Here is a 24003-nt window from a genome sequence, read left to right as displayed (position 1 = left end):
CGATGGCGAGGCCGCGCCGGCCTACATCGGCATCGACGACTTCGCCAAGCTGGATCTGCGTATCGGCAAGGTGCTGGTCTGCGAGTTCGTGGAAGGCTCGGACAAGCTGCTGCGCTTCGAACTCGACGCCGGTGACCTGGGCAAGCGCCAGATCTTCTCCGGCATCCGCGCCAGCTACGGCGAGCCGGAGCAGCTGGTCGGCCGCAGCGTGGTGTTCATCGCCAACCTGGCCCCGCGCAAGATGCGCTTCGGCCTGAGCGAAGGCATGATCCTGTCGGCCGGTTTCGACGGCGGCGCACTCGCCCTGCTGGACGCCGACAGCGCCGCGCTGCCGGGCATGCCGGTCCGCTGACCGCGACGGCAGGGCGGCCACCCGGTCGCCCTGCCACGCTTTTCTGCCTGGAGGTGTGGGTTGGAACTGGCGCTGTTCGATTTCGACCACACGGTCACCACCTGCGATACCTACGGGCGTTTCCTGCGCCGTGTGGCCACCCCCGAACAGCTCGCGCAGGCCTGGTGGAAAGTGGGCCCGTGGCTGCTGGCCTATCGCCTGAAGCTGATCTCGGCCGAACGGCTCCGCCGCCGCGTCACCCGCCTGACCTTCACCGATCGCCATCTGGAGGACATCACCGCGCAGGCCGCCGGCTACGCGCGTGACGTGCTGCCAGGTGTGATGCGGCCGGAGATGCTCGAGCAGATCCAGTGGCACCTCAAGCAGCAGCACACGGTGGTGATCGTGTCCGGCTCGCTGGACCTGTACCTGCGCCCGTGGTGCGAGGCGATGGGGCTGGAGCTGATCTGCAACCGGCTGGAGAGCCGCGACGGGCGCCTCACCGGGCGCTATGCCCAGGGCGACTGTGCTCCGCACAAGGCAGCGCAGATCCGCCGTCGCTTCGACCTTCCGCGCTATCTGCGTATCCATGCCTACGGCGACAGCAGCGAGGACCGCCCGATGCTCGCCCTCGCCCACGAACGCTGGTACCGCGGCAAACCCATGAAGCCGCGCCGGACGGCGCCGGCCAGTGCCCCACCCGCCCGGGACAGCCGGGCCTGATGCCCCACCGCGCAGCCACCGCCACGCCATGAGTCTTCCCATCGACACCCTCACCGAACGCCTTGACCGGCTGTTGCCACAGACCCAATGCGGGCAATGCGGCTACGACGGCTGCCGCCCGTATGCCGAGGCGATGGCACGCGGCGAGGCGGGCGTCGATCATTGCCCGCCAGGCGGCGATGCCGGCGCACGCGCGTTGGCGGATGTGCTGGGGGTGATCGCGCTGCCGTTCGACCGCTCGCGCGGCGAACACAAGGCACCGCAGGTCGCGGTGGTGATCGAAGCGGACTGCATCGGCTGCACCAAGTGCATCCAGGCGTGTCCGGTCGATGCGATCGTCGGCGGTGCCAAGTACATGCACACCGTCATCGCCGATCTGTGCACCGGCTGCGAACTGTGCATCCCGCCGTGCCCGGTGGACTGCATCGCACTGGTCAGCGTAACGCGGTAGGCCGGCTGTGGCCCTGCTCGCGACAGCGGGGCGCATGGCGATGCGTCGATCTCCATGGCGCCCCTGCTTCACGGCACGGTTACGGCAAGGCCGCCGTCACCACGATCTCCACTTTCCAGCTCGGGTCGGCCAGCTTGGCTTCCACGGTCGCACGCGCCGGGGTCATGCCTGCCACCACCCACTCATCCCACGCGGCATTCATGCCGGCGAAATCGCCGATGTCGGCCAGGAAGATTTCCGCGCGCAGGATGTGCTGCTTGTCACTGGCCACCAGTGCCAGCAGCTTGTCGATCTCTTCCAGCACCTGACGGGTCTGCCCGGTGATGTCCTGGCTGGTGTCTTCGGGGATCTGCCCGGACAGATACGCGACCTTGTTGTGCACCGTCATTTCGGACATGCGCGGACCTACGTCGAAACGTTCCAACATGGCGTTTGCTCCTCTGGATGAAACCGCATTGTCACCGATGCAGCGTGCGCCTGCCGGGGCCGGTGCGCAAAGCAGCCACAGCACGCACAGCGCCGCCGCTTGGCAAGCGTCGGCATCAGGCGCACGATTTGCCGGACCCGGCAGGCACGCCCGCCGTTGACTCTTTCATCGCCCATCCCGGAGCACGCTGTACCGATGACCGACACCGCCCCTGCTCCCACGCCGGCCCGCGCCCCCTGGCGTCGCGCCGCAACCGTCGTCATCCCGCTGGTGATCCTGGCCCTGGCCCTGCGCGGGCTGGCCAACGAATTCGACGAACACGGTTACCGCGCGATCCGCGAGGCGTTCCGTCACCTCGGCGCCGGCCAGATCGCATTGACCGTGCTGCTCGGCCTGGCCAGCTACGCCTGCCTGATCGGCTTCGATGCGATCGGCCTGCGCCGCAGCGGCAAACGCCTGCATCCGGCGCGGGTCGGCATCACCGCCTTCCTCGCCCATACGCTGGGGCAGACGCTGGGCTTTGCCGCGCTCACCGGCGGTGCGGTGCGCCTGCGTGGCTATGGTCGCGCGGGGCTGACGCTCGGCGAGATCGGCCAGGTGGTGTTGATGAGCACGCTGGGCTTCATGTTCGGCGCCTGGCTGCTGCTGGCGCTGGCCTTCGTGCTTGAGCCCGGCGCGGCCGCGCTGGCGTTGCCGATCCCGGTGCAGGCGGTGCGTGTGATCGGCGTCCTTGGCCTGCTGGCCTATGCCGGCACGGTGCTGCTGGTGGGGCGCGAGGGCCGCAGTTTCCGGATTCGCGGGCATGCGTTGTGGCTGCCGGATCGCCGCACGATGCTCGGCGTCACGGCCCTGAGCGTGGTCGAACTGGTGCTGGCCAGCGCAGCCTTCTATGTGCTGCTGCCGATGGATACGCCGACCGGGCTGCCCGGTTTCGTCGGTCTGTACCTGGTCGCGGTGCTGGCCGGCCTGATCTCCAGCGTGCCGGCCGGCCTGGGCGTATTCGAGTGGAGCCTGTTGAAGCTGTTGCCACAGGTTGCCCCCGCTGCGGTGCTGGCGGCGGCATTGATCTACCGCGTGACCTACTACGTGCTGCCGCTTCTGCTGGCCACGGTGCTGGCGGTGGCGCCCGCGCTGCGTCGCCCGCTGCGCGCCGGTGCCGGTGCGACCCGGGTCGGCTGGACCGCCCTGCGCCCGTGGCTGCCGCAGATCATCGCGCTGGCGGTGTTCAGCGTCGGCGCCGCGCTGGTGATCGACGGCACCCTGCCGACCCCTCGTCGGCACCTGATCACCGCGTCGCTGCCCATCCTGGAAACCTCGCATCTGCTGGGCAGTCTGGCCGGTGTCGCGCTTTTGTTGATCGGTCAGGGCCTGCAGCGGCGCAGCCATGCCGCGTGGATGCTGGCACTCGGCATCTGCGTGCTGTCCCCGCTGCCGATCTGGCTGCGCGGCGGGCAGGTATTGATCGCGCTGTCGGCGCTGCTGGTGGCTGCCGCGCTGTGGGCCTCGCGCCGTGAGTTCTACCGCCAGGGCGCGCTGCTGGATGAGGCCTGGTCGTGGCCGTGGATCCGCAACCTCGGGCTGGTGCTGGTGGCGGTGATCTGGCTGCTGTTCTTCGTCTACAGCCACGTCGAATACCAGAACGAGCTGTGGTGGCAGTTCGCGCTGCAGGGCAACGCGCCGCGTGCATTGCGGGCGCTGTTGCTGGTGGCGATCGCGCTGACCATCTTCGGCCTGGCGCGGTTGCTGCACAGTACGCGCAGCCCGCTGCCGGCCGCCGATGCCGCCACGCTGGACGCACTCGCCCCGATCCTCGCCGCCGCCGAGGACACCCAGGCCTGCCTGGTACTCACCGCGGACAAGGCCGTGCTGCGCGACGAGGCGCAACGCGGCTTCGTGATGATGCAGCGCTACGGCGGCTCGCTGATCGCGATGGGCGATCCGGTCGGCCCGCCGGAGGTGGTGCGTGCGCTGATCTGGCGCTTCCGCGAGGAAGCCGACCGGCTCGGCCTGCGCCCGGTGTTCTACCAGGTGGGCGAAGCGCATTGGCAGACCTACCTCGATCTCGGCCTGACCCTGGTCAAACTCGGCGAAGAGGCGATGGTCCCGCTGCAGGACTTCACCCTGGAAGGCCGCGATCGCGCCGATCTGCGCCAGGCCTGGAACCGCGGCAAGCGCGGTGGGTTGAGCTTCCGCGTCGCGCCTCCCGAGGAAGTACCGGCCCTGCTGCCGGCCCTGTCGGTCGTCTCCCAGCAATGGCTGGACGACAAGGCCGGTGATGAAAAGGGCTTCTCCCTGGGCAGCTTCGACCCGGCCTACCTGTCCCGCTTCCCGGTGGCGCTGGTCGAGGCCGAGGGCCGCATCGTGGCCTTCGCCAATCTATGGCAGGCGCCGGCCGGCAATGAACTGTCGGTCGACCTGATGCGGCATGTCGACGATGCGCCCAAGGGCACCATGGATTTCCTGTTCATCGAGCTGTTTCTGTGGGGCCGCGCGCAGGGCTTCCACCGCTTCTCGCTGGGCATGGCGCCGCTGTCCGGGCTCGCCCAGCATCGCCTGGCCGGGCGCTGGAACCGTTTCGCCAACGTGGTCGCGCGGCACGGTGAGCGCTTCTACGGCTTCAGCGGCCTGCGCCGCTTCAAATCGAAGTTCGCCCCGGTCTGGCGCGCCCGTTACCTGGCCGCGCCTGGCGGCGTGCACCTGCCCGCCGCCCTGCTCGATGCGACCCGGCTGATCTCCCTGGATCCGCGCCGGCACGATTGAGGCCGCACCGGGACTGCCGGCGCTCAGCGCGCCGGCAGATGCTGCACGATGGTATCGGCGAGGCGATCGTAGTCACCTTTGAAATGATGATCGCCGGGCAGCTTGATGATCTGCGCGTTGCCCGCTGCAGGCAGCGACGGACACAGTGCATCGCGATCCTCTTCCCCATACACGCACAGTGTCTTCCCGGCGGGCAGCCGGGCCACTTCCGGCGCGATCGGCAGGCCATCGCCACCGCCGCCGAGCCAGTTGCTGACATGGAACTCATAATCGGCGTTCTTGCCGACCGACAGCAGCGCGATCATCGAGACCGCCTCCCGCGTTGCCGGTGACAGCTGGTTGATCGCCGCGGGCAACACGTCGGCGCCCTGCGAGAAACCGACCAGCACCACGTTGCGGCGCTGCCACTGGCGGCTGTAGTGAGTGGCGATGCGCTCCAGGTCGCGGGCGAACCCTTCCGGCGTGCGCGCGGTCCAGAAGTAACGCAGTGAATCCACGCCGACCACCGGCACGCCGGCCTCGCTCAGCGACGCGGCCACTTCCTTGTCCAGCCCCGCCCAGCCACCATCGCCCGAGACAAAAATGGCGAAGGTGTCACCGGCTTTGGTGGTCGGCACATCGACCACCGGCAGGCCGTTGAGGTCATCCGGCGGCGGCGCCAGGCTGACGCCCTTCTGGGCGCCGATCACCTTGGCCGCCGCCAACAGCCCGGGCAATGCGTCGCCCTGCGCGGTGCGCTCGAACTGGCGCCCCATGCCGACCTTGCGCACGAACGCCGCCGACTCGCCCGCCGGGCAATGCACATCGCCGGCCGCGTTCAACCACGGGAAATTCAGCTCGGTCGGCTGCAGGCGGCCATGGCTGCTGCCGGCCCCGCAGACCTTGCGCTCGCGCACGCCGGACGGGCAGAACCCCGTGGTGATCAGCCCGGCGAACACCTGGGTGTCGGCCTGGGCGGCCACCGCGTAGGCCAGCGCCGCCCCCTCACCATCGCCGCCGATCAGCGGCAGGTGGTAGCCGGGCACGTGCAGATAGGCTTGGAACCAGCGCGAGAAATTCTCGACGTCGCCCGCACCGAACGCGCAGTCACCGCTGTTCTCGCGGGCCAGCACCTGGCGCAGATGCGCGACATCGACCTGGGCGACCAGCGCGCCCTCGGAACGCAGTGCGTCGATCCGCTGCTGGCTGTCGGCGCGGCCGGCCGCGCCGTCGAACCACACCACCACCCGTTGCGGGTGGCCGTCGGGCAGATGGACAGGCACGTTCTCGAAACGACCATGGCTGAGCTGCTGCGGTGGCGCGGCCAGCGCCGCCCCCGTCATCCCTGCCATCACCAGTCCCAGCATCACCCCCAAACCGGCTCGCCGCATCGTCGCGCATCCCATGGATAGAGTGCCAACGATACGCCCCTGCCCGGCCAAGGGCATGTACAGACCGTGGCCGGACGCTCAGCGCGGCTCACGGCGCACCTGGCGCCACAGCTGCCAGGCCACCGACACCAGCCACACCACCACCACTGCGATCACCAGCTTCTGTCCCGCGCCGCGGGGCGGGCCCCGCCACAGCACGTGCAGCCACAGCAGTGCGAAGCACAACCAGGCCCACCACCAGGCCGGAGCGGCCCAATCGCGCCAGCGCGGGTCGGCGCGCAGATACCAGCTCTGCAGCAGCATCGCCACGCTCACGCACAGGAACGCGGTATTGGCCGACAGCCCGTGCACCAGCGGCGCCAGCAGCGGCGCGCGCTCGGGCAGCCAGCTGTCGCCGATCGCCACCCCCATCAGGCCCAGCGCGGCGACCCAGAACAGCAGCGGCGCCGCCGCACTGCGGCGCGGCGAACGACTGTTGGCATGCAGCGAGACCGCCAGCAGCATGATCGCCAGCGCCAGCACGCAATAGGCGGTGCGCAGGGCCAGTCCCCAGGGGCCATGCAGGTACAGGCTCAGGGTGGCCTGCACCCAGTCCAGATCATCGCGTGCCCATTGCGTCCACAGCGCGGTGGCGACGAACAGCGCCAGCGCCACCAGGGTCGCCATGGCGACGCGTCCATGATGCTGGGCGGGCCAGCGGGAGGGGCGTGGCAGCGGCAGCGACATCGCGGCTCCTGGGGTCAGTCGGTGGCCTCGGGGTGGCGCTGTTTCCATGCAGCCAGGGCAGCGCGGTAACGCTGCAGCTCATCGCTGTACAGATCCAGCACGCACAGCGGGCAGCCGCTGCCGCAGCACTCGTTGGGGCCGGGTTCTTCCGGCGGCTGCGGACGCGGATCGGAGGCTGGAACGGACACAGGCATGGCCACACAGGGAGGAAAAACAGCGCACACAGTGTAACGGGCATGCTTCGCGCCGGGGCTTCAGCGCCCGACCCGCCGGCGCAGGTTGTCGCGCGCGGCCGCATCCAGCCGCTGGTGGAAGAAGTCGCTCAGGAAGATCCGCGGCTGCCCCAGCACCTGCTTGAGAAAGCGCCGCCGGTTGAGCCGGAACACAAAGCCCGGCACGTGTCCGGCGTATTCCTCGGCGATACCGCGGTCGTAGGCGTCGAACACTGCCGCCGGCGCCCCGAGAATGGCCATGTCGCAATCCAGGAACAGCGCCGCTTCGGGGTCGACATCGCCGGGCGCGAGCTTGCTGTGGCGGGCGGTCAGTTCGATCAGCTCGACCACCCGGCCCGCATCGATCCCGGCCGCCGGCAACCAGCGCGCGATCGCCTCGCGCGCCAGCGCCGCCGAACGGGCTTCGTTGTCGCCCCGTCCCGCCTCGTAGATGGCATCGTGGTACAACGCGGCCAACTGCACCTCGCGCGGCCGGGTCCAGCCCGGGCCGGCCTCGGCGACGGTGCTGCAGTGCTGCAGGACGGCCTGCACGTGCGACCAGTTGTGGTACGCCCGCGGCGGCAGGGCGTAGGCGGTTTCCAGCTCGGCACGCTGCCCGGCAGGCAGGGGGATCGGTTCGAAGCGCATGCACCATGATTGGCCGTCGCCGCGACGCTGGCAAGCCGGGCGGTGGTTTTTTGACCACCTTCCCAGAACCGTTGCCGTGCAGGCGGTGCGCGCGGTTATCCACACGTTTGTCGACCGCTGGTCCACATCCTCTGTGGATGGCGCGGACAGCCGATGAACGGCATGCCAGGGCCCATCAACGCGCCTAGACTGGACCCGACGGACCCCAGCGCCCTGCGAGGTGACGGCGATGACCGCGTGCAGATTCCTGCTGATGATGTGCATGGCCCTGGCCGCCGCACCGGCCTGGGCAGCCGACCCCGCGCCCGTTGTGACCACCGCCGGGCCAAGCGCGGCCGCCCCACCCACGCCCGCGCAGATCCTGGAGGTGCCCGCGCCGCTGCTGGCGCTGCTGCACGAACGGGTCATCGATCCCGGCTACTCGCGCGAGCGCCGCCTGCAGCGGCTGGTGGAGATGATCTTCGACGCACAGGGGCTGCACCTGGCCTACGACCCGGAGGCGACCTACACGATCACCGAAACCTGGCAGACGGGGCGTGCCAACTGCCTGTCCTTTACGCTGCTGTTCGTCACCCTGGCCAACCTGGCCGGCATCGACGCGCATGTCCAGGAAGTGGCGCAGGTGGTGAGCTGGTACCAGGCTTCCGGGGTGATCTACAGCGTGGGCCACGTCAACGCGGGCATCGTGCTGGACGGGCGCAACGGCACCGTCGATCTGGACCACAACGTGCTCTACGACCACCTCGGCCCGCAGCGCATCAACCGGCAGCGCACGCTGGCCCATTTCTACAACAACCGCGGCGCGGACCACATGACCGCCGGCGATATCGATACGGCCCGCGCCTACTTCAGCGCAGCCCTCGGCATGGCACCGGACTTCGTGGCGGCCTGGAACAACCTCGGCGTCCTCGATGCACGCATCGGCAACCTGGACCAGGCCCGCAGGGACTATGAAACCGCGCTGCGCCTGCAGCCGCGGCATGGCGCCAGCCTGAGCAACGCCAGCGCCCTGTACCGCCGCATGGGCGACACCCGCCAGGCGGGGCTGCTGGCGAGCCGGCTGGCGCGTGTGCAGCGCAGCGATCCGTTCGCCCAGTACATGTTCGGCGCCCAGGCCGAGCAGCGCCGGGACTATGCAGCAGCCGTGCGTTTCTACCGCCGGGCGGTCCATCTGTACGAGACGGCGCATCCGTTCCACTTCGCGCTGGCCCGGAGCTATTTCCTGGCCGGCGATGCACGCCGGGCCTCGATCGAAATGCAGCGCGCGCGGGACCTGGCCGGGGAGAGCGGCGATGCGCTCAGGTCCCGCTACCAGGCCAAGCTGGACAGCCTGCAGCGTTGGCGCCAGCGCGGCACCAACGCCAACTGAGCCGGCTCAGGCCTTCTTGAGGAAGCAGGTCTTCAGGACCAGGCCCTTGATCTTTTCCGAGTTGCCCTCGATGTGCTCGGCGTCGTCCTCGACCAGGCGGATGTTGCGGATCACCGTGCCCTGTTTGAGCGGGATCGAGGAGCCCTTGACCTTCAGGTCCTTGATCACGGTGACCGTGTCACCGGCGGCCAGCACGTTTCCGTTGCTGTCGCGTACCACCAGGGCCTCGCCGCCGCCGTCACCGGCGGCCCACTCGTGGCCGCAGTCCGCGCAGATGAACAGCGCGCCATCGGCATAGGTGTTTTCCAGGGTGCACTGCGGGCAGGCGGGAATGGCGGACATCGACAGCTCTTCGGTAACGAAACGGCCACTAGTGTAACCGCCCGTTACCGCCTGCCCTTGCGTCGGCGGTCCCGTTGCCGCAAAGTGCGCGCCCCCTGACCACCGGCCCGGCCCACCGCATGAAACTCGGCATCGACTTTGGCACCAGCAACTCCGCCGCCGCCGTGGTGATCGACGGCAAGGTGGTGCCGATCCAGTTCGGCCAGGCCGAACAGTTCCGCACCACGGTGTATTTCCCCGAGGTGATGCGCGACCCGAACGACTTCGAACTGACCCCGGCGCTGGAGCACGATCTGGCCCGGCTGGTCGACGCGGCCGCGCGCGATGCCCGCGCCGCCGGCCAGGAACGCGCGCCTGATGCACTGCGCCGGGAGGCCCTGCGCGTGGTGCGCCGGCAGTGGATGGAAGAGCAGATGCGGGCCCCGCTCAGCTCCACCACCCTGCTGCAGAACGCCGTCTACGGCGATGACGCGCTGGAGGCCTACTTCGAAGAGAACGAAGGCAACCTGGTGCAGAGCCCGAAATCGATGCTCGGCTACAACCTGCACCCGCGCGCGCGCCAGACCATCGCCGGCATCGCCACGCACATCCTCGAGCACATCCGCCTGACCGCCTCGCGCCAGCTGGACACCCCGATCCGCACTGCCACGCTGGGCCGTCCGGTCCAGTTCCGCAGTTCCATCGGCGAGGCCGGCAACGCCCAGGCGCTGGAGATCCTGCACGGCGCGGCGATCGCCGCCGGCTTTGACAGCATCGATTTCCTCGAAGAGCCCGCGGCCGCGGCCATGCATTACCACGCCGAAAGCCCGCAGGAACACGACGCGGTGGTGGTGGACATCGGCGGTGGTACCACCGATATCGCGCATGCCCGGGTGGGCGGTGGCCAGGCCCCGACCATCCACCGTGCCTGGGGTATCGCCCGCGGCGGTACCGATATCGACCTGGCGCTGAGCCTGGGCGGCTACATGCCGCTGTTCGGCCGCGGCATCACCCGCGTGCCCGCGCATCACTACGTGGAAGCGGCGATGGTGCAGGACATGACCCGCCAGCGCGATTTCCGCCAGCACACCTACCGCGATGTGGACGCGCCGTTCGGCCCGCGCCTGACTGCCCTGCAGGACACCGGCAACACCGCGCGCCTGTACCGCGAGGTCGAACGCTGCAAGATCGCCCTGAGCGGTGTGTCCAGTCACGACAGCGCGCTTGGGTTCATCGAACGCGGCCTGCAGGTGCAGATCGATGCCTCGCGTCTGGAAACCGCCGCTGGCGGCTATCTCGGCGAACTGACCGCCCTGCTCGAGCAGGTCCGCAGCGATATCGGCCACGACCCGGCAGCGGTGTTCCTGACCGGGGGCATGTCGCGCGCCGGCTACCTGCAGCAGGCCGTCGCCAATGCCTTCCCGGGCTCGACCCTGGTCCGCGGCAATCCGTCCTTCGGTGTGGTCCACGGGCTGGCGCTGGCCGCCGCCAACTGACTCTTTTTTTGCACCAGGCCTTGTCGCACAAGGCCTGAAGAGGCGTGAACGGCCTTATTAACAAAACGTTACGCCGGAAGCGCTATCATCTTTCGGCTTCAAAGCGCAATGCGCTTGACGCAACAAGCACCATCTTCCGGGCCTCCCAGGCCACCGTCCTCTTCGATGCTGCCACCGTCCGGATTCGTCCGCGGTGCCGGGATCGCTCATCGCTGTGATCCGGCTCGTTCACAGCCTGCTGCACCCCGAGCCGCCAAGAGATCTTCAGATTGGGCGAACGCCTGGCTGCACTCCTTACATCGTCCGAGCCCGACCCCATCGACTGCCGTCGTTGCGATGCGGTGTGTTGTCGGCTCACCGTCACCGTCATGCCTGACGACAACGTGCCCGGCTACCTGCTGGACACCGATGCGCGTGGCGGCACGGTGATGGCACGCAACGAAGAAGGCTGGTGCGCCGCGATCGACCCGTATCACCTGCGCTGCACGATCTACTCGCAGCGACCCGCGATCTGCCGCCAGTTCGACATGGGCGGCGATGATTGCCGCCTCGTGCGGCAGGACTACCGTCGACAACAGCAGGATCTGTCGACGTTTTCTTCCACGCTTCATCCATAGCAGGAGCATCCATGGCTCGTACGCCAAAGACCTCCCCCAAGGCAAGCAACACCGTTCGCGTCGACCGCAAGCAAGGGTCCAACTCCGCCGTCAGCAGCCAGAGCATCGCTGCGGATCTGGCTGCCTTCCGTAAAGGTGGCGGCAAGATCGAAGTGCTGGGCAATACCCTGGCGCTGAAAAAAGCCGGCTGACGTTGCTGCCGACCGCACCGGCATCGGCCGGTGCGGTGGCCGCACTCAGCGGCCCAGGCTGACCCGCACGCTCCCGGAATGGGAGTTGATCGAAATATCCCCATCGCCCGAGCCCAGACGCGCATCCAGGCTGCTGCCCGGGCCATAGCGCGGCTTCTCCACCTGCCCGGCATCGGACTGGATACCCCCACTGAACGTCCTGACGTTCAGCTGCGCCGAGACATTGACCGGCAGCTTCAGCGCGACCGATCCGCTGACCGTCTGCATCGTCACCTTGCCGCCCGGCGCCATGCCGGTCGCGCTCACGTCCAGGCTGCCCGAGACGGTTTCCACCGCCAGCCGCTGGATCCGCCCGGCAGTGACGTTGACCCGGCCGGAGACCGATTCGGCCGCCACCTCGCCCGAGGCACCGCCGCCCGCCAGCAACTGGCCACTGACCGTGCGCGCGTCCAGCCGCGGGGTCTGCACCTGCGAGCGGATGCCGCCACTGACCGTGTTCAAGGTGGTTTCTCCGCTGCGCCCGGCCGCGATGATGCTGCCGCTGACACTGTTGGCCTGCAGGCGACGCACGTCGATGTCGGCCACGTCGATGTCGGCGCTGACGGTGCCCAGCTGCACTTCCACCGCGCGCGGAACGCGCAGCTCCAGCGTGGCCCCACCGTTGCTGCGGCCGCGCGGATACTCCACTTCCCAGCGCACGCGGTTGCTGCTCCTGTCCTGCTTGAGGGTGAGCCCGTCGGCCATCGAACCGGTCAGTGCCACGTCGTTGCGATCCCAGCCACGCACGGTGACCTTGCCGGCGATGTTGCTGATTTCCACGCGCCCGCCGGCGCCCAGTGGATGGCGCTCATTGACGCTGGTGGCGGCCTGGGCGACCAGCGGCAGGCACAGCGCCAGGGCCGCGATCAGGGACAGAGGACTACGCATGGGGATCTCCTTCAGGTGGGCAGGCCGGCGGAAAACACCGCCTGCTGGGTGAGTTGCAGGCGCAGCGCGTAGGTGCGCTGCAGTTGCCCGAGCAGATAGCCCGAGCGGGGGTTTTCAGCGATGGCGGCGCGGATGTTGACCGCACTGGCATCGAGTTCGTGCAGGGCCGGGCGCCACTCCTCGGTGACACCGTCGCTGGGCAAGGCGGCGATGGCCTGCTGGTATTCACCGGCCATGGCGTCGGCCTGGCGCTGCAGCAACGAGGGCGCCGGCGTATGCGGGACCGGCGTCGGCACCACCATCAGCAGCGCCAGCGCGGCGGCCAGGCCGAGCCCGATGCGCAGCGGCCAGCGCTCCCGCCGGCGGCGTGTCGACAGCGTTGCCACGGCAGCCGCCGGGGCCGGGGCCGGGGTCTGCGCCGGCAACTGTGCGGCGATGCCCTGCCACACCCGTGCCGGCGGGAGACGCTCGGCCGGCAGGGCGCGCAGCCGTGCGCTCAGTGCGTTGTCATCGGAATCATGGGGGCTCATGCGGTTTCTCCTAGGCGCGCGCGCAGCAGGCCACGCGCACGGTGCAACTGTGCTTTGGAACTGCCGACCGCCATCTGCAGCTGGTCGGCGATTTCCTGGTGTTTCCAGCCTTCTATGTCGTGCAGGACCAGCACTGCCCGGGCACGGGGCGGCAGTGTTTCCAGCGCGCGCTCCAGGTCCATGGAGGTACCGGCGCAGCGGTCCTGGGCCGGCAGCGTCGCCAGCGACTCCCAGCCCTCCTCGCCGGCATCGCGCGCATCGCCGGTGGCGTTGGCGCGCAGTTCCATCAGTGCCGCGTTCACGCCCAGGCGGTGCAGCCAGGTGCCCAGGCTGCTTTCGAAGCGGAACCCCGGCAGGGCGCGCCATGCCTGCAGGAAGGCCTCCTGCAGCGCATCCTCGGCACGGGCCGCGTGGCCGCCGCACAGCCGCCACAGTACGGCGTACACGCGCGGCGAATGCCGCCGGTAGATGCGCTCGTACGCGGTGACGTCACCGGCCGCCGCGGCACGCACCAGGGCGTGGTCATCGGCGGCGTCGGCCTCGGTCGGGGCGCTGGAAGGGGACATGGTGGTGTCGAGCATATCCGTTGGATGCGGGGGGCACGGAAAAGGTTTAAGCCGCCGCTGGATTTCTTTTTCTGCGCGGCCTTTAAACCTTTCCGGTGGCAGCGGCATCCAATCCCATGTCACTACCGGCGCTCGCCAAGGAGTATCCCCATGTCTTCCAGTTGCCTGGCCGTGCTGCTCTCACTGGCCACCAGCTGCACGCTGCCGTGGAGCCCGCTGCAGATACAGCTGTCGTTGGCGCCCGCAGCACCCGATGTGTGTGTGCAATACGCGCAGAACGCGCCGCTGTGCGCCTCGGCGATGATTGCTGCATTGGATCTGTATGGCAGGCCGCTGCAGTAAGCCGATACCACGATGCGGTGACGCGCATCGGCATTACCATGGTGGGATCGGCACTATCGCTGCAAAGGAATTCCGCCCCCATGAAAGACCATCTGCCCGCCTGGACCCACGAATGGCTGCACTACGGGGTCCCTGCCCTGCAGATCCTGGTGACGCTGCTGGTGGCCTGGCTGCTGCGGCTGGTCGCCCGGCGCCTGATCCGCCGGGTCGGCGACCACTACACACTGCCGCCGGAAATGATCATGGGCGCGCGCCGGGTGTTCACCTTCGTGGTGTATTTCACCGTACTGCTGATCGTGCTCAACATCGTGGGCGTTTCGGCGACGGTACTTTGGACGGCGTTCACCGGCTTCGCTGCGGTGGGCGCGGTGGCGTTCTTCGCCGCCTGGAGCGTGTTGTCCAACATTTTCTGCACGCTGCTGATCTTCACCACGCGCCCGTTCCGCCTGCACGATTACATCGAGCTGCTGGAAAACGGCGAGAAGCCCGGGCTCAAGGGCCGGGTGATCGACATCAACCTGATCTACACCACGCTGCAGGAAACCGGCAGCGGGCACGAAGGGACGGTGCTGCAGATGCCCAACAACATGTTCTTCCAGCGCACCGTGCGCCGCTGGCGGGATCCGTCGCAGGCACCGGGCGGGATCCAGGGGGACGGTTGAGGGCGCGTGCCACGCCGGTTGTAGATACCGACCGTTGGTCGGTATGCGTTATTGCGTGCCGACCAACGGTCGGCACCTACCGAAGCTGGCTGTCCTTGCTGCCGCGGCGGTTGTACCCGGTGCCTTCGTGCTGGGCGGCGTCTTCTTCTTCCTGGCAGCGCACGCACAGGCGCACACCGGGCACGGCCTTGCGCCGCGCCTCGGGAATGGGCATCTCGCAGTGTTCGCAGTGGGTCAGCCCGGGGCCGTCGCGAAGCTGTGCGCGGGCCCGCTGGATGGCGTCATCGACAGTGGCGTCGATCTGATCCTGGACGGCGCCGTCGCCTGCCCAACCTGTCGCCATGATGTATCTCCCATGCCGGTGTCAGGACACCAGCATAGACCCGGCCCGACGCGGCCAGCCGACGTGGGGCTGAACGCGCACGGCGCCGGGTGAACGCTTCAGGCAGCGCTTACCAGACCAGGTCGTCGGGCACCTGGAACTGGGCGTAGTACGCATCATCCTCGGCGTTGCCGGTGCTCGGCTCGCTGCCGGCGGGCTGGCTGTTGTCGAGCACGATCACGCTCGCATCGCGCTCGCGGACCTTCTCGGCCGCGGCGCGGGGCAGCAGCTCGAAGCTCTCGCCGTGGCGGGCGATCACCAGGCTGCCCGAGGCCAGTTGCCGGCGCAGCACGTTGTTGACCAGCAGGGTGCGGATCACGGTGCCGTCGTTGAAGCGGTATTCACTCTCGCCCTCGCGCTTGACCTTGTGCGCCTCGATGATCTGGCGGACCTGGGCCTGCAGCTCCTGCGCGTGCGCCTTGGCCTTGCGCTCGGCTTCCAGCGCGCGATCACGCTCGGCTTTCTCCGCACGCAGGCGCTCGGCCTCGCGCTGGCTTTCGCTGGGCGCGACCGGGGCCTTGCCGTGGCGGGCTTTCACCTGTTCACGGGCGGCCTGGGAGACCTGGGATTTCTTGACCAGCCCAGCCTTGAGCAGCTGCTCCTGCAGGGGATTTGCCTTCGCCATACACCTAGCATCTGTTGTTGCGGGATTCCGGGGGCCATCATACTGGTCTGCCCGCCCCGCCCCAACCGCCCGCATGACCGCCCTGAAGTACCTCGCCGGCTATCCCGACGCCCTGCAGCAGCAGGTGCGCGAGCTGATCGCGGGCGACCGGCTGGGGCCGTGGCTGGAGCGCCGCTATGCGCAGCTGCACACCGTGCGCAACGACCGCCAGCTCTACGACTACACCCAGGGCCTGAAAGAGCGCTATCTGCGCCAGTCCGCGCCGTTGTCCAAGGTGATCTACGACAGCAGGCTGCAGGTGCTCAAGCATGCCCTGGGCACCCACACCACCGTCTCACGGGTACAGGGCAGCAAGCTCAAGGCCAGCCGGGAGATCCGCATCGCCACGGTGTTCCGCGAGGCGCCGGCGCCGTTCCTGAAGATGATCGTGGTGCACGAACTGGCCCACCTGAAGGAATCGGACCACAACAAGGCGTTCTACCAGCTGTGTACCCACATGGAAGCGGATTACCACCAGCTGGAGTTCGATCTGCGCCTGTACCTGACCCACCTGGAACGCACGCCGGCCTGAGCCGCAGCGGCCATCATCGCGCAGCACCGGGCCCCAGCCAGTACACTCCCCGCCCGCTTCCCGTTTTATGTTGCCTGCCCGATGACCGACCCGATCCGACTCGACAAACGCCTGACCAGCCTGATCGGCTGCTCCCGTGGCGACGCCCAGCGCTATATCGAGGGCGGCTGGGTGACCGTCAACGGCCAGGTGGTGGAACAGCCGCAGACCCTGGTCACCGACGAAGTGATCGTGCTGCGCGAGAACGCCGAGGCAACCCGCACCGAGACCGTGAGCATGCTGCTGCACAAGCCGGCCGGCATGCGTTCGGACGAACTGTGTGCGCTGGTGACACCGGAAAGCCGCAGTGAGCTCGACGCCACCGGGGTGACCCTGCTGCAGCGACATTTCCACGCCCTGCAGCTGGTGATGCCGCTGTCCGATGACGAAAGCGGCCTGGTCGTGGTCAGCCAGGACGGGCGCGTGATCTCGCACCTGAAGGACCGCGGCGCGACGCTGGAGCAGGAGTACCTGGTGGAAGTGAGTGGCGAGCTGGCGCCTTACGGCATGAAGCGGCTCGCGCATGGCCTGAGCTTCCGCAACTGGCCGCTGCCGCCGTGCAAGGTGAGCTGGCAGAACGAAACGCGCCTGCGCTTTGCGATCAAGCCGGTGCATCCGGGCCAGCTGCGCGACATGTGCCGCCAGGTCGGGCTGGAGGTCGTCAGCATCCGCCGCCTGCGCATTGGCCGCGTGGCGATGGGCAAGCTGGTGCCGGGCCAGTGGCGTTACCTGGCGCCGGACGAGCGTTTCTAGACCGTCCCGGCACTCGCCCTGCACGCCCCTGCCGCTTACGATCGGGGCATGACCGAGAAACGACCGTTCTGGCGCCGGCTGCTGCGCTGGCTGGGGATCATCGTGGCCTTGCTGGTGCTGCTGGTGCTCAGTGGCCTGCTGCTGGCCGATCACCTCACCCCGCAGGCGCTCGGCGAGCGCTCCACGGTGCTGCCCACGCAGGCCGACCAGACCGCGATCGATCGCGAGCTGGTCCGCCTGCAGGCCGAGCATCCCGGCCAGACCGGCGTGGCCTTCCTCTCCGATGGGCTCGATGCCTACGCCGCGCGCGCGGTGATCACCCAGCACGCCGGGCGCAGCCTGGACCTGCAGTACTACATCTGGCAGGACGACCTGATCGGCCACCTGATGGCCAACGAGCTGTACCGCGCCGCCGAGCGCGGCGTGCGGGTGCGCATCCTGCTCGATGACATGAATGCCCAGGACAAGGACGCGCTGATGATGGCGCTCGATGCGCACCCCAACATCGAAATCCGCCTGTACAACCCGTTCCGCAACCGCAGCGGGCTGTGGCGGCTGGTCGAGATGGTCCAGCGCGTTTTCAGCGTCAACCACCGCATGCACAACAAGTCGTGGATCGCCGACGGGCGCGTGGCGATCGTCGGTGGCCGCAACATCGGCGAGGAATATTTCAGCGCGCGGCAGGACGTGAACTTCCGCGACCTGGACCTGCTGGTGGCCGGCGAAGCGGTGAAGCAGGCCAACACCATTTTCGACGACTACTGGAACAGCGACACCGCCGTGCCGATCCGCGCGCTGGCGTTCTACACCGAGCCGCAGCTGCGCCTGCTGATCCGCGAAAGCGAGCACGAAGCGCGGCTGGACAGTGCCAAGCCCTACCTGGAGAGGGTCGCGCGCTCGCAGGCGCAGCGCTCGTACTACCGCGATGCACTGGACCTGCACTGGAGCGGCGAGGTGGAGATCGCCTCGGACCCGCCGATGAAGCACCGCCGCGACGACCAGGCCGGCTGGCTGGTGACGCGGCTGGTGGAGGAACTGGAAAGCACGCGGCACAAGGCGCTGTTGATCTCGCCCTACTTCGTCCCGGGCGAGGACGGCACCGAAGGGCTGGGCGCAATGGTCGCGCGCGGTGCCCAGGTCGGGGTAATCACCAACTCGCTGGCGGCCAACGACGTGGCCGCCGTGCACAGCGGCTACATGCACTACCGTGCGCCGCTGCTGCGCAGTGGCGTGCAGCTGTACGAGCTCAAATCACGCGGCAACGTGGATGGCGGTGGCCTGTTCGGCAGCAGCGGGGCCAGCCTGCACACCAAGGCGTTCATGATCGATGACCAGCGTGGCTTCGTCGGCTCGTTCAACCTGGATCCGCGCTCGGCGTACCTCAACACCGAGATGGGCGTGTTGTTCAACGATCCGGTGCTTGCCGCGCAACTGCGCCAGGAGTATCTGCGCCTGGCCAGCCCGAGCCAGAGTTACTGGGTGGCCCTGGGCCCGGAGGGCGACGTGCGCTGGCTGGAACGCGATGCACAGCCGCCGCACTGGCTGTACCGCGAACCGGACGCCGGTTTCTGGCTGCGTGCCAGCGCGCGTGCGATCAGCTGGCTGCCACTGGAATCGCAGCTCTAGCTCAGCCCGCCCGGGCCACGTCGTACTCGGCCTCGTCACAGTCCACGGTCTCCACCGCCCGGCCGTGGACCCGCCGCCAGATCCACTGCAGCGCGTGCGGCGGCGTGTCGTCCAGCTGTTCCAGCAGGGCCAGCGCCTGGGCCTGGCCGATCTGGCCGTGGCGGCACAGCAGGCTGGCCGCGGCCGCCGCGCGCGCCAGGCGCAGGCTGGCCGCCAGCCCACTGCCGCTCTGGCGGATCAAGGCATCGTGCACGGCCTTGGGCAGCTCCCATGCGGCGGCGATCCGGCTGGCCACCGGCAGGGTCCAGCTGTCCAGCAGTTCGGCCGCCAGCGTGCGCGGCGGCACCGCCACGCCCTGCTCGGCGCAGGCATCGAGCAGGTGCCGCATCACCAGCGCCGCCCCCAGGCCCTGGGTCAGACCAAGCCACTGCGCGGCGAAGCCATCTTCGTGGGTCACCGTGCGCGCGTGATCAGCGGCGGCGCGCGATGCCAGCAGCGCGTGCTCCCAGATCACCGCGCTGAACTGCGGAAAGGCATCGCACTGCAGCTGCATCACCGGCTGCACCAGCACCGCGCTGATGATCTGGCGGATGCCATCGGTCCCTACCAGGGTGACGGCCCGCTGCAGCGTTTCCACCGGGCGTGTCTGTACCCGGTAGACCGGGCTGTTGGCGATGCGCAGCAGGTTGCCGGTCAGCACCGGGTCCTGGCTGATGATCCCGGCCATCGCGCGCGCCGAGGCGTCGCTGTCGTTGACGGTCTGGATCAGCTGCGGCAGCAGTTGTGGGCGGCGAGGCAGGTGGCGGGCCGACCAGTCCCGCGCCAGCAGCGAGGCGGTGACCGCATCGCGCAGCTCAAGCGCGTGCGGGGCCGCTGCATCGGCAGCATCGCCACTGCGGGGCACCAGCGCCAGCGTGTGCAGCCCGGCCTGCAGCACCGCCACGGGGTCGGTGCCTGGCGGAACGCTGCCTGCGGGCAACGCTCCGCACGCCTGCGTGGCGGCTGCGCGCCCCGTCGCGGGTACCGGCGCGACACGCCGCTGGAGGAGCAGCGCGACCCCACCCAGCAGCACCAGCACCGCAACCCCCACCCAGATCGCGACGCTCATGCCCATCGCCCCGGATGCACCGGGTCCCGCACCTGCCCTGTTGCGACTGCGCCCACGTGATCCTTCCTGCGATGACCGGCCATCCACACCGTTGCCACGGCATCGGCCTGCGCTTCAGCAACTTTAATGACGGCGCGACGGGAGATCCCCTGACAGCACCCTCCATCGGAATGGACTAGAATGGCGCCGCGCGACCCGTCCGAGACCCGACGACGTCGCTTTTTTTGTTTTACAACCCACCTTTTGCTGGCGCGTTCGCCGCTGTTCGCCACCGTTCGCACCATCGGAGCCACCATGTTATTTGAAACCCTCGAAACCACCGGTCACGAACAAGTGGTGTTCTGCCACAGCCGCGATGCCGGTCTGAGGGCGATCATCGCCATCCACAACACCACCCTGGGCCCGGCCCTGGGCGGTGTGCGCATGCGTCCCTACGCCAGCACCGACGAGGCCCTGGCCGATGCGCTGCGCCTGAGCCGCACCATGACCTACAAGAACGCCCTGGCCGGGCTCAACGTGGGCGGCGGCAAGGCGGTGATCATCGGCGATCCGAAGCGGGACAAGAGCGAAGTGCTGTTCCGCGCGTTCGGCCGCTATGTCGATTCGCTGGGCGGCCGCTACATCACCGCCGAGGACGTGGGCACCGATGTCAACGACATGGAGAACATCTACCTGGAAAGCGAGTACGTCACCGGCGTGCACCAGGTACATGGCGGCTCCGGCGACCCGGCCCCGTTCACCGCCTATGGCGCGCTGCAGGCGCTGATGGCGGCGATGCAGCACAAGCTGGGCCATGAGGAAGTGGGCAAGGCCAGCATCGCGGTGCAGGGCCTGGGGCACATCGGCATGGAACTGGTGAAGCTGCTGCGCGACCGTGGTGCCAAGTTGTACGTCAGCGACCTGGACAGCGCGCGCGTGGATCGCGCCGTCACCGAGTACGGTGCCGAAGCGGTCAAGCCGGAGGACATCTACGACGTCAACGCCGACATCTTCGCGCCGTGCGCGCTGGAAGGCGCGATCAATCCGGACACGTTGCCGCGCCTGAAGTGCAGGATCGTCTGCGGCACGGCCAACAACCAGCTCTCCAGCCTGGAAGTGGGTGACGAACTGCATGCCCGCGGCATCCTCTATGCACCGGATTACGCGGTCAACGCCGGTGGCGTGATGAACGTTTCGCTGGAGATCGACGGCTACAACCGTGAGCGCGCGATGCGCCTGATCCGCAGCATCTACCACAACCTCGGCCGCATCTTCGCGCTGTCGCAGAGCGAGGGCATCGCCCCGCAACGCGCCGCCGACCAGATCGCCGAGTCGCGCATCCTCTCCATCGGCAAGCTGAAAATGCCGCTGGGGCGCAGCACGCCGCGGCGGGGCACGCTGCGCGGCAACTGAGCCGGCGTGACAAACGAAGAGGGCGCGATCATCGATCGCGCCCTCTTTTTTCATACACCTCGCAGTGAGACCGGCCGTCAGAACCCGGCCGAGTAGCGCAGCTGCACCTGGCGCAGATCGCCGCGCGGGCCGAAGCGCTGGTCATAGCCGAACGCCAGGCGACTGCTGCGGCTCAGCCACGACTCCACCGAGAGCCCGAACAAGCCGCCCGAGCGGGCCGGCTGCAGGCCTGCCAACGGTGCCCAGGCCTCCACGCCGACGAAGCTCGCCTGCGGATCCAGCCCGGTGCTGGACAGCAGTTGCTGCCACTCCGCGTAACCGCGCAGCGACCAGCTGCCCCAGCGCGTCTCCGCCCGCAGGCCGGCCAGCGCCTGGCTGCGGCTGGCAACGTTGCCTTCGGCGCGCAGGCCGAAGCCAAAGCCGCCGTCCTCGCTGAAGCTGTCGCTGTCCACGCGGGCGTATTCCGCGCCCAGGTAGGGCGTCAGCCCCGCCACCGCCGAGCCGAAGCGGTAGCCGGACTCCATGCTGGCGGTGCTGAAGTGGCCGCCGTAACGCGCGTTGACGCCGTACTGCCCAGCGCCCAGCAGCAGTTGCCGGTCGATGTTGCGGGTGAACTGACCGACCCCGACCTGGCCGATGGCATAGCCGTTGCCGACATTCCAGCCGGCATATACCTGCGCCTGCGACTGACGATCGCGGCCACGGTCACCGCCCCAGTCACGACTGCTGTTGCTGCGCGTCTCGCCGAAGGCGACGCCCATCATGCCGCTGCTGCCCAGGGCCAGATCCTGACCCATCATCCAGCCTTGGGTCTGCGCCCCCGTGCCGGCGAAGCTGCCCTGCCCCGCCTCGCCCAGCGCGCTGTGCCATGCGCCGCGCAGACGGGGCGTGGCCATCGCTGCATCCAGACGCGCCGACAGACCGCGACGGTTCATGTCGATCGCATCGAACGTCATCGCAGCGGCCAGCCCATGCGCCTTGCCGGACAGGCTGTCCAGCGTCTGGCTCAACGCCTGGTCGGTGGGCGTCTGTTGGATCGCCCCCGCCGCTGCGGTCAGGGCGGGATCCAGCACGATCGCGGTCGAGGGTGCCGACGGCTGCAGGCGCGCATCGAGCGCCTGGAACGCCGCTTCCACACGTGCGGCCGAGGCCAGTGTGCCGACATCGGACGTGCGGGCCGCTGCAGCAGTGGTGACCGACGTGGGCTCCACGTCCAGATACACGCGGTTGGGATCGTAGTGCACGGTCGCCTGCAGCAGTGGCAACGTGGCTGCATTGAAGCCCAGCGAGGAAAACTGCCCGTTGACGCCCCCGTCGGCCACCAGCACCTCATGCTCCCGCCGTGCGACGTAGCCCTCCGCCAACCCATAGACGAACAGTCCGCCATCCAGCGTCGCCCGGCCGCCGATGTGGAGCGGATCGGTGCCCAGCAACATCCAGAACTCACCCGTCGCGCTCTGGATGAAGTTGCCGTTGAGGGTGCTGTTGGCGTGGTCGCGGTTGAACAGGATGCCGTTGTTGTACAGATCGCCGTTGTACTGCGTGGCGATCCGCGGGTTCGCGTTGGAGTTGATCTGCATGACGCCGTTGTTGGTGATCGTCCCGTTGGTGATCACATCCCAGGCGTAAAGATAGGAGTCGGCGTCCACCACGATGTCGGATTGATACAGGTCGTTGATGGCTACGGTCGCCCCGCCGGTGATGCGCAGTTGCCCGGCATTGCGGTTCTCCCCGCCGAGCGTCATGCCCGGATCATCGATCCCGTCGACCACGTTGCCACCGCCGTCAACGACCACCCCGCCCGCGCCCGACAGGCCTCCCCACCAGACGGTGTAGGCGGTGCCGAGCGCCGCATGGAAGTCGCCCCAGTCCAGCCGACCCGGCCCGCGCACGGCGCGACCCACGTTGAGCAGGCCATGCCCGAAGACCGCATCGGTACCGGCCGCGCCCAGGTCGGTCGCGGTGCCCAGCAATACCTGCCGGACCTGGTCCGTGGTCAACGTCGGGAAGGCTTCCCAGACCAGCGCGGCGGCCCCGGAGACCAGCGGCGCCGCGTAAGAGGTGCCAGACCCGTACAGCAACGGACCGCCAGGGTTCTTGGGATCGAGGAAGACGGCCGTGCCTGGCGCGGCCAGGCAGTAATTGGCTGCCACACCACAGGCATTGGCGTAGGACGCGAGGGTATCGGGCTTGTTGGTGTCCACGGCGGTCACCGCAAGCCACCCGCGCTCCAGATCCGCCGCCGGCCGGGTATTGCCCGGGCCCGGCTGGCTGGGCAGTGCGGCCATGCTGGACGGATTGGCGCGGCTCTCGTTGCCTGTCGCGAACACCACCAGGCCGTTGTGGCCAACGATGAACGGGCGATACTCCGCGGCGATCGGTGCGGTGGCGGCCGTGTTGGTCCAATACAGCCCGCCCCACGAATTGTTCATGATCCGCACACCGTCGGTGATCAGATCCTGGTGGACGCCGGCCAGACCGAGCGCGCCGGTCACTTCGTTGCCATTGCCCGAGCCATCGTCGGCAGGCCGCTTGTCGGCGATGATCCGTGCCGAGACGATCAGCGCCTCCGGCGCGACGCCGCCCGGCCAGGCGCCGAACGCGCGTCCCGCCGCCAGCGAGGCCACCGTCGTGCCATGGCCGACCACGTCATCGATGTTGAGATTGTTGACCAGCGGATCGATGTAGGCGCGGCTGGACACCACCCGCCCGGACACCGCCGGATGGGTGCGGCTTACGCCGGAATCGACAACGCCGATGCGGATGCCCTTGCCGGTGAACTGCGCATCGCGCGCATTGATCACCGTCAGGTGTGCATCGACGGCCGGAGGCGGAGGC

General features: G+C 68.6%; 27 protein-coding genes. 14 read left to right on the top strand and 13 right to left on the bottom strand.

What is annotated here, in order from left to right; genetic code table 11:
* The 3 genes from metG to rnfB form a co-directional block, all read left to right on the top strand.
* A partial coding sequence (gene metG, locus ORK51_RS17485) for a methionine--tRNA ligase subunit beta (protein WP_266086185.1) occupies positions 1-352 on the top strand: 352 nt, incomplete at its 5' end.
* A gap of 60 nt (positions 353-412) precedes the next feature.
* Positions 413-1054, top strand: coding sequence for an HAD-IB family phosphatase (locus ORK51_RS17480; RefSeq protein WP_266086183.1), 642 nt, complete (start codon positions 413-415; stop codon positions 1052-1054).
* Positions 1055-1082: 28 nt separating this feature from the next.
* Entirely contained in the window at positions 1083-1505 is a 423-nt protein-coding gene (gene rnfB, locus ORK51_RS17475; protein ID WP_070471010.1) for an Rnf electron transport complex subunit RnfB, read from the top strand.
* A gap of 79 nt (positions 1506-1584) precedes the next feature.
* Here rnfB and ORK51_RS17470 read toward each other — a convergent pair whose 3' ends face one another.
* Positions 1585-1932 carry a RidA family protein gene (locus ORK51_RS17470; protein WP_019183404.1) on the bottom strand — a complete coding sequence of 116 codons (348 nt, stop codon included), beginning with the start codon at positions 1930-1932 and terminating at the stop codon, positions 1585-1587.
* A gap of 195 nt (positions 1933-2127) precedes the next feature.
* Here ORK51_RS17470 and mprF point away from each other — a divergent pair, with 195 nt between their 5' ends.
* Complete coding sequence (gene mprF / locus ORK51_RS17465) at positions 2128-4692, top strand: bifunctional lysylphosphatidylglycerol flippase/synthetase MprF (RefSeq protein ID WP_070425640.1); 2565 nt, start codon at positions 2128-2130, stop codon at positions 4690-4692.
* 23 nt (positions 4693-4715) lie between these two features.
* Here mprF and ORK51_RS17460 read toward each other — a convergent pair whose 3' ends face one another.
* The 4 genes from ORK51_RS17460 to ORK51_RS17445 all read right to left on the bottom strand — a co-directional run bounded on the left by ORK51_RS17460 (position 4716) and on the right by ORK51_RS17445 (position 7648).
* Positions 4716-6062 carry a virulence factor family protein gene (locus ORK51_RS17460; RefSeq protein WP_070471014.1) on the bottom strand — a complete coding sequence of 449 codons (1347 nt, stop codon included), beginning with the start codon at positions 6060-6062 and terminating at the stop codon, positions 4716-4718.
* Positions 6063-6140: 78 nt separating this feature from the next.
* Positions 6141-6788, bottom strand: a complete 648-nt coding sequence (locus ORK51_RS17455; protein ID WP_429000699.1) for a DUF998 domain-containing protein — start codon at positions 6786-6788, stop codon at positions 6141-6143.
* Positions 6789-6802: 14 nt separating this feature from the next.
* A complete protein-coding gene (locus ORK51_RS17450; RefSeq protein ID WP_037553198.1) occupies positions 6803-6982 on the bottom strand; it encodes an oxidoreductase-like domain-containing protein in 180 nt (59 codons plus the stop codon).
* Between the two features lie 60 nt (positions 6983-7042).
* Complete coding sequence (locus tag ORK51_RS17445; protein WP_070471019.1) at positions 7043-7648, bottom strand: HD domain-containing protein; 606 nt, start codon at positions 7646-7648, stop codon at positions 7043-7045.
* 229 nt (positions 7649-7877) lie between these two features.
* Between ORK51_RS17445 and ORK51_RS17440 the strand changes: the two genes are divergently transcribed.
* The gene (locus ORK51_RS17440; RefSeq protein ID WP_266086177.1) at positions 7878-9017 is read left to right on the top strand and encodes a tetratricopeptide repeat protein; all 1140 of its coding nucleotides are present in this window, start codon (positions 7878-7880) and stop codon (positions 9015-9017) included.
* Between the two features lie 6 nt (positions 9018-9023).
* Here ORK51_RS17440 and ORK51_RS17435 read toward each other — a convergent pair whose 3' ends face one another.
* Positions 9024-9359 carry a zinc ribbon domain-containing protein YjdM gene (locus ORK51_RS17435; RefSeq protein ID WP_019183411.1) on the bottom strand — a complete coding sequence of 112 codons (336 nt, stop codon included), beginning with the start codon at positions 9357-9359 and terminating at the stop codon, positions 9024-9026.
* 119 nt (positions 9360-9478) lie between these two features.
* On the opposite strand from ORK51_RS17435, the gene ORK51_RS17430 reads away from it, so the two are divergent.
* The 3 genes from ORK51_RS17430 to ORK51_RS17420 all read left to right on the top strand — a co-directional run bounded on the left by ORK51_RS17430 (position 9479) and on the right by ORK51_RS17420 (position 11642).
* The gene (locus ORK51_RS17430; protein WP_070425645.1) at positions 9479-10834 is read left to right on the top strand and encodes an Hsp70 family protein; all 1356 of its coding nucleotides are present in this window, start codon (positions 9479-9481) and stop codon (positions 10832-10834) included.
* A 317-nt stretch (positions 10835-11151) separates the two neighbouring features.
* On the top strand, positions 11152-11451 hold the full coding sequence (locus tag ORK51_RS17425) for a YkgJ family cysteine cluster protein (RefSeq protein ID WP_080114834.1): 300 nt from the start codon (positions 11152-11154) through the stop codon (positions 11449-11451).
* An 11-nt stretch (positions 11452-11462) separates the two neighbouring features.
* Positions 11463-11642: a hypothetical protein gene (locus tag ORK51_RS17420; RefSeq protein WP_019183415.1), complete on the top strand. Its 180-nt coding sequence runs from the start codon at positions 11463-11465 to the stop codon at positions 11640-11642.
* 45 nt (positions 11643-11687) lie between these two features.
* Here ORK51_RS17420 and ORK51_RS17415 read toward each other — a convergent pair whose 3' ends face one another.
* The 3 genes from ORK51_RS17415 to ORK51_RS17405 are packed head-to-tail and all read right to left on the bottom strand — an operon-like array spanning position 11688 to position 13680.
* Positions 11688-12569, bottom strand: a complete 882-nt coding sequence (locus ORK51_RS17415) for a DUF4097 family beta strand repeat-containing protein (RefSeq protein WP_266086170.1) — start codon at positions 12567-12569, stop codon at positions 11688-11690.
* A gap of 11 nt (positions 12570-12580) precedes the next feature.
* The gene (locus ORK51_RS17410; RefSeq protein ID WP_266086168.1) at positions 12581-13099 is read right to left on the bottom strand and encodes a hypothetical protein; all 519 of its coding nucleotides are present in this window, start codon (positions 13097-13099) and stop codon (positions 12581-12583) included.
* Complete coding sequence (locus ORK51_RS17405; protein ID WP_019183418.1) at positions 13096-13680, bottom strand: RNA polymerase sigma factor; 585 nt, start codon at positions 13678-13680, stop codon at positions 13096-13098. Before ORK51_RS17405 ends, ORK51_RS17410 begins: the two co-directional genes overlap by 4 nt.
* Positions 13681-13815: 135 nt before the next feature.
* On the opposite strand from ORK51_RS17405, the gene ORK51_RS17400 reads away from it, so the two are divergent.
* Both ORK51_RS17400 and ORK51_RS17395 read left to right on the top strand, forming a co-directional pair.
* Positions 13816-14007: a hypothetical protein gene (locus ORK51_RS17400; RefSeq protein ID WP_266086165.1), complete on the top strand. Its 192-nt coding sequence runs from the start codon at positions 13816-13818 to the stop codon at positions 14005-14007.
* A gap of 80 nt (positions 14008-14087) precedes the next feature.
* On the top strand, positions 14088-14669 hold the full coding sequence (locus ORK51_RS17395; protein WP_019183420.1) for a mechanosensitive ion channel family protein: 582 nt from the start codon (positions 14088-14090) through the stop codon (positions 14667-14669).
* Between the two features lie 76 nt (positions 14670-14745).
* Here the strand turns inward: ORK51_RS17395 and ORK51_RS17390 are convergent, their stop codons facing one another.
* Both ORK51_RS17390 and ORK51_RS17385 read right to left on the bottom strand, forming a co-directional pair.
* Positions 14746-15012, bottom strand: coding sequence for a DksA/TraR family C4-type zinc finger protein (locus ORK51_RS17390; RefSeq protein WP_266086161.1), 267 nt, complete (start codon positions 15010-15012; stop codon positions 14746-14748).
* Between the two features lie 109 nt (positions 15013-15121).
* Positions 15122-15676: a DUF2058 domain-containing protein gene (locus ORK51_RS17385; protein WP_266086159.1), complete on the bottom strand. Its 555-nt coding sequence runs from the start codon at positions 15674-15676 to the stop codon at positions 15122-15124.
* Positions 15677-15749: 73 nt separating this feature from the next.
* Between ORK51_RS17385 and ORK51_RS17380 the strand changes: the two genes are divergently transcribed.
* The 3 genes from ORK51_RS17380 (at position 15750) to ORK51_RS17370 (ending at position 18665) form a co-directional block, all read left to right on the top strand.
* Positions 15750-16247, top strand: a complete 498-nt coding sequence (locus ORK51_RS17380; protein WP_070425651.1) for a M48 family metallopeptidase — start codon at positions 15750-15752, stop codon at positions 16245-16247.
* Between the two features lie 81 nt (positions 16248-16328).
* Entirely contained in the window at positions 16329-17039 is a 711-nt protein-coding gene (locus ORK51_RS17375; protein WP_019183424.1) for an rRNA pseudouridine synthase, read from the top strand.
* A 48-nt stretch (positions 17040-17087) separates the two neighbouring features.
* On the top strand, positions 17088-18665 hold the full coding sequence (locus tag ORK51_RS17370; protein WP_266086156.1) for a phospholipase D family protein: 1578 nt from the start codon (positions 17088-17090) through the stop codon (positions 18663-18665).
* A gap of 1 nt (position 18666) precedes the next feature.
* Here ORK51_RS17370 and ORK51_RS17365 read toward each other — a convergent pair whose 3' ends face one another.
* Entirely contained in the window at positions 18667-19779 is a 1113-nt protein-coding gene (locus tag ORK51_RS17365) for an HDOD domain-containing protein (protein WP_266086154.1), read from the bottom strand.
* Positions 19780-20067: 288 nt separating this feature from the next.
* On the opposite strand from ORK51_RS17365, the gene ORK51_RS17360 reads away from it, so the two are divergent.
* Positions 20068-21165, top strand: coding sequence for a Glu/Leu/Phe/Val dehydrogenase dimerization domain-containing protein (locus tag ORK51_RS17360; protein ID WP_026069816.1), 1098 nt, complete (start codon positions 20068-20070; stop codon positions 21163-21165).
* Between the two features lie 77 nt (positions 21166-21242).
* Here ORK51_RS17360 and ORK51_RS17355 read toward each other — a convergent pair.
* Positions 21243-24003: autotransporter serine protease (locus tag ORK51_RS17355; protein ID WP_266086152.1), on the bottom strand; the 2761-nt coding region annotated here is incomplete at its 5' end.

Source organism: Stenotrophomonas sp. RIT-551 (assembly GCF_026241915.1).
Lineage (GTDB): Bacteria > Pseudomonadota > Gammaproteobacteria > Xanthomonadales > Xanthomonadaceae > Stenotrophomonas > Stenotrophomonas bentonitica_A.
This window is presented reverse-complemented; position numbering and strand designations above follow the sequence as displayed.

What these genes read in the sequence shown, in the direction of transcription:
- ORK51_RS17420 (WP_019183415.1), top strand. Translation starts at nt 11,463, where the DNA reads ATGGCTCGTACGCCAAAGACCTCCCCCAAGGCAAGCAACACCGTTCGC.
- ORK51_RS17430 (WP_070425645.1), top strand. Translation starts at nt 9,479, where the DNA reads ATGAAACTCGGCATCGACTTTGGCACCAGCAACTCCGCCGCCGCCGTG.
- mprF (WP_070425640.1), top strand. Translation starts at nt 2,128, where the DNA reads ATGACCGACACCGCCCCTGCTCCCACGCCGGCCCGCGCCCCCTGGCGT.
- ORK51_RS17370 (WP_266086156.1), top strand. Translation starts at nt 17,088, where the DNA reads ATGACCGAGAAACGACCGTTCTGGCGCCGGCTGCTGCGCTGGCTGGGG.
- ORK51_RS17450 (WP_037553198.1), bottom strand. Translation starts at nt 6,982, where the DNA reads ATGCCTGTGTCCGTTCCAGCCTCCGATCCGCGTCCGCAGCCGCCGGAA.
- ORK51_RS17410 (WP_266086168.1), bottom strand. Translation starts at nt 13,099, where the DNA reads ATGAGCCCCCATGATTCCGATGACAACGCACTGAGCGCACGGCTGCGC.
- ORK51_RS17405 (WP_019183418.1), bottom strand. Translation starts at nt 13,680, where the DNA reads ATGCTCGACACCACCATGTCCCCTTCCAGCGCCCCGACCGAGGCCGAC.
- rnfB (WP_070471010.1), top strand. Translation starts at nt 1,083, where the DNA reads ATGAGTCTTCCCATCGACACCCTCACCGAACGCCTTGACCGGCTGTTG.
- ORK51_RS17460 (WP_070471014.1), bottom strand. Translation starts at nt 6,062, where the DNA reads ATGCGGCGAGCCGGTTTGGGGGTGATGCTGGGACTGGTGATGGCAGGG.
- ORK51_RS17415 (WP_266086170.1), bottom strand. Translation starts at nt 12,569, where the DNA reads ATGCGTAGTCCTCTGTCCCTGATCGCGGCCCTGGCGCTGTGCCTGCCG.
- ORK51_RS17455 (WP_429000699.1), bottom strand. Translation starts at nt 6,788, where the DNA reads ATGTCGCTGCCGCTGCCACGCCCCTCCCGCTGGCCCGCCCAGCATCAT.
- ORK51_RS17380 (WP_070425651.1), top strand. Translation starts at nt 15,750, where the DNA reads ATGACCGCCCTGAAGTACCTCGCCGGCTATCCCGACGCCCTGCAGCAG.
- ORK51_RS17400 (WP_266086165.1), top strand. Translation starts at nt 13,816, where the DNA reads ATGTCTTCCAGTTGCCTGGCCGTGCTGCTCTCACTGGCCACCAGCTGC.
- ORK51_RS17390 (WP_266086161.1), bottom strand. Translation starts at nt 15,012, where the DNA reads ATGGCGACAGGTTGGGCAGGCGACGGCGCCGTCCAGGATCAGATCGAC.
- ORK51_RS17440 (WP_266086177.1), top strand. Translation starts at nt 7,878, where the DNA reads ATGACCGCGTGCAGATTCCTGCTGATGATGTGCATGGCCCTGGCCGCC.
- ORK51_RS17365 (WP_266086154.1), bottom strand. Translation starts at nt 19,779, where the DNA reads ATGGGCATGAGCGTCGCGATCTGGGTGGGGGTTGCGGTGCTGGTGCTG.
- ORK51_RS17375 (WP_019183424.1), top strand. Translation starts at nt 16,329, where the DNA reads ATGACCGACCCGATCCGACTCGACAAACGCCTGACCAGCCTGATCGGC.
- ORK51_RS17435 (WP_019183411.1), bottom strand. Translation starts at nt 9,359, where the DNA reads ATGTCCGCCATTCCCGCCTGCCCGCAGTGCACCCTGGAAAACACCTAT.
- ORK51_RS17445 (WP_070471019.1), bottom strand. Translation starts at nt 7,648, where the DNA reads ATGCGCTTCGAACCGATCCCCCTGCCTGCCGGGCAGCGTGCCGAGCTG.
- ORK51_RS17385 (WP_266086159.1), bottom strand. Translation starts at nt 15,676, where the DNA reads ATGGCGAAGGCAAATCCCCTGCAGGAGCAGCTGCTCAAGGCTGGGCTG.
- ORK51_RS17395 (WP_019183420.1), top strand. Translation starts at nt 14,088, where the DNA reads ATGAAAGACCATCTGCCCGCCTGGACCCACGAATGGCTGCACTACGGG.
- ORK51_RS17470 (WP_019183404.1), bottom strand. Translation starts at nt 1,932, where the DNA reads ATGTTGGAACGTTTCGACGTAGGTCCGCGCATGTCCGAAATGACGGTG.
- ORK51_RS17360 (WP_026069816.1), top strand. Translation starts at nt 20,068, where the DNA reads ATGTTATTTGAAACCCTCGAAACCACCGGTCACGAACAAGTGGTGTTC.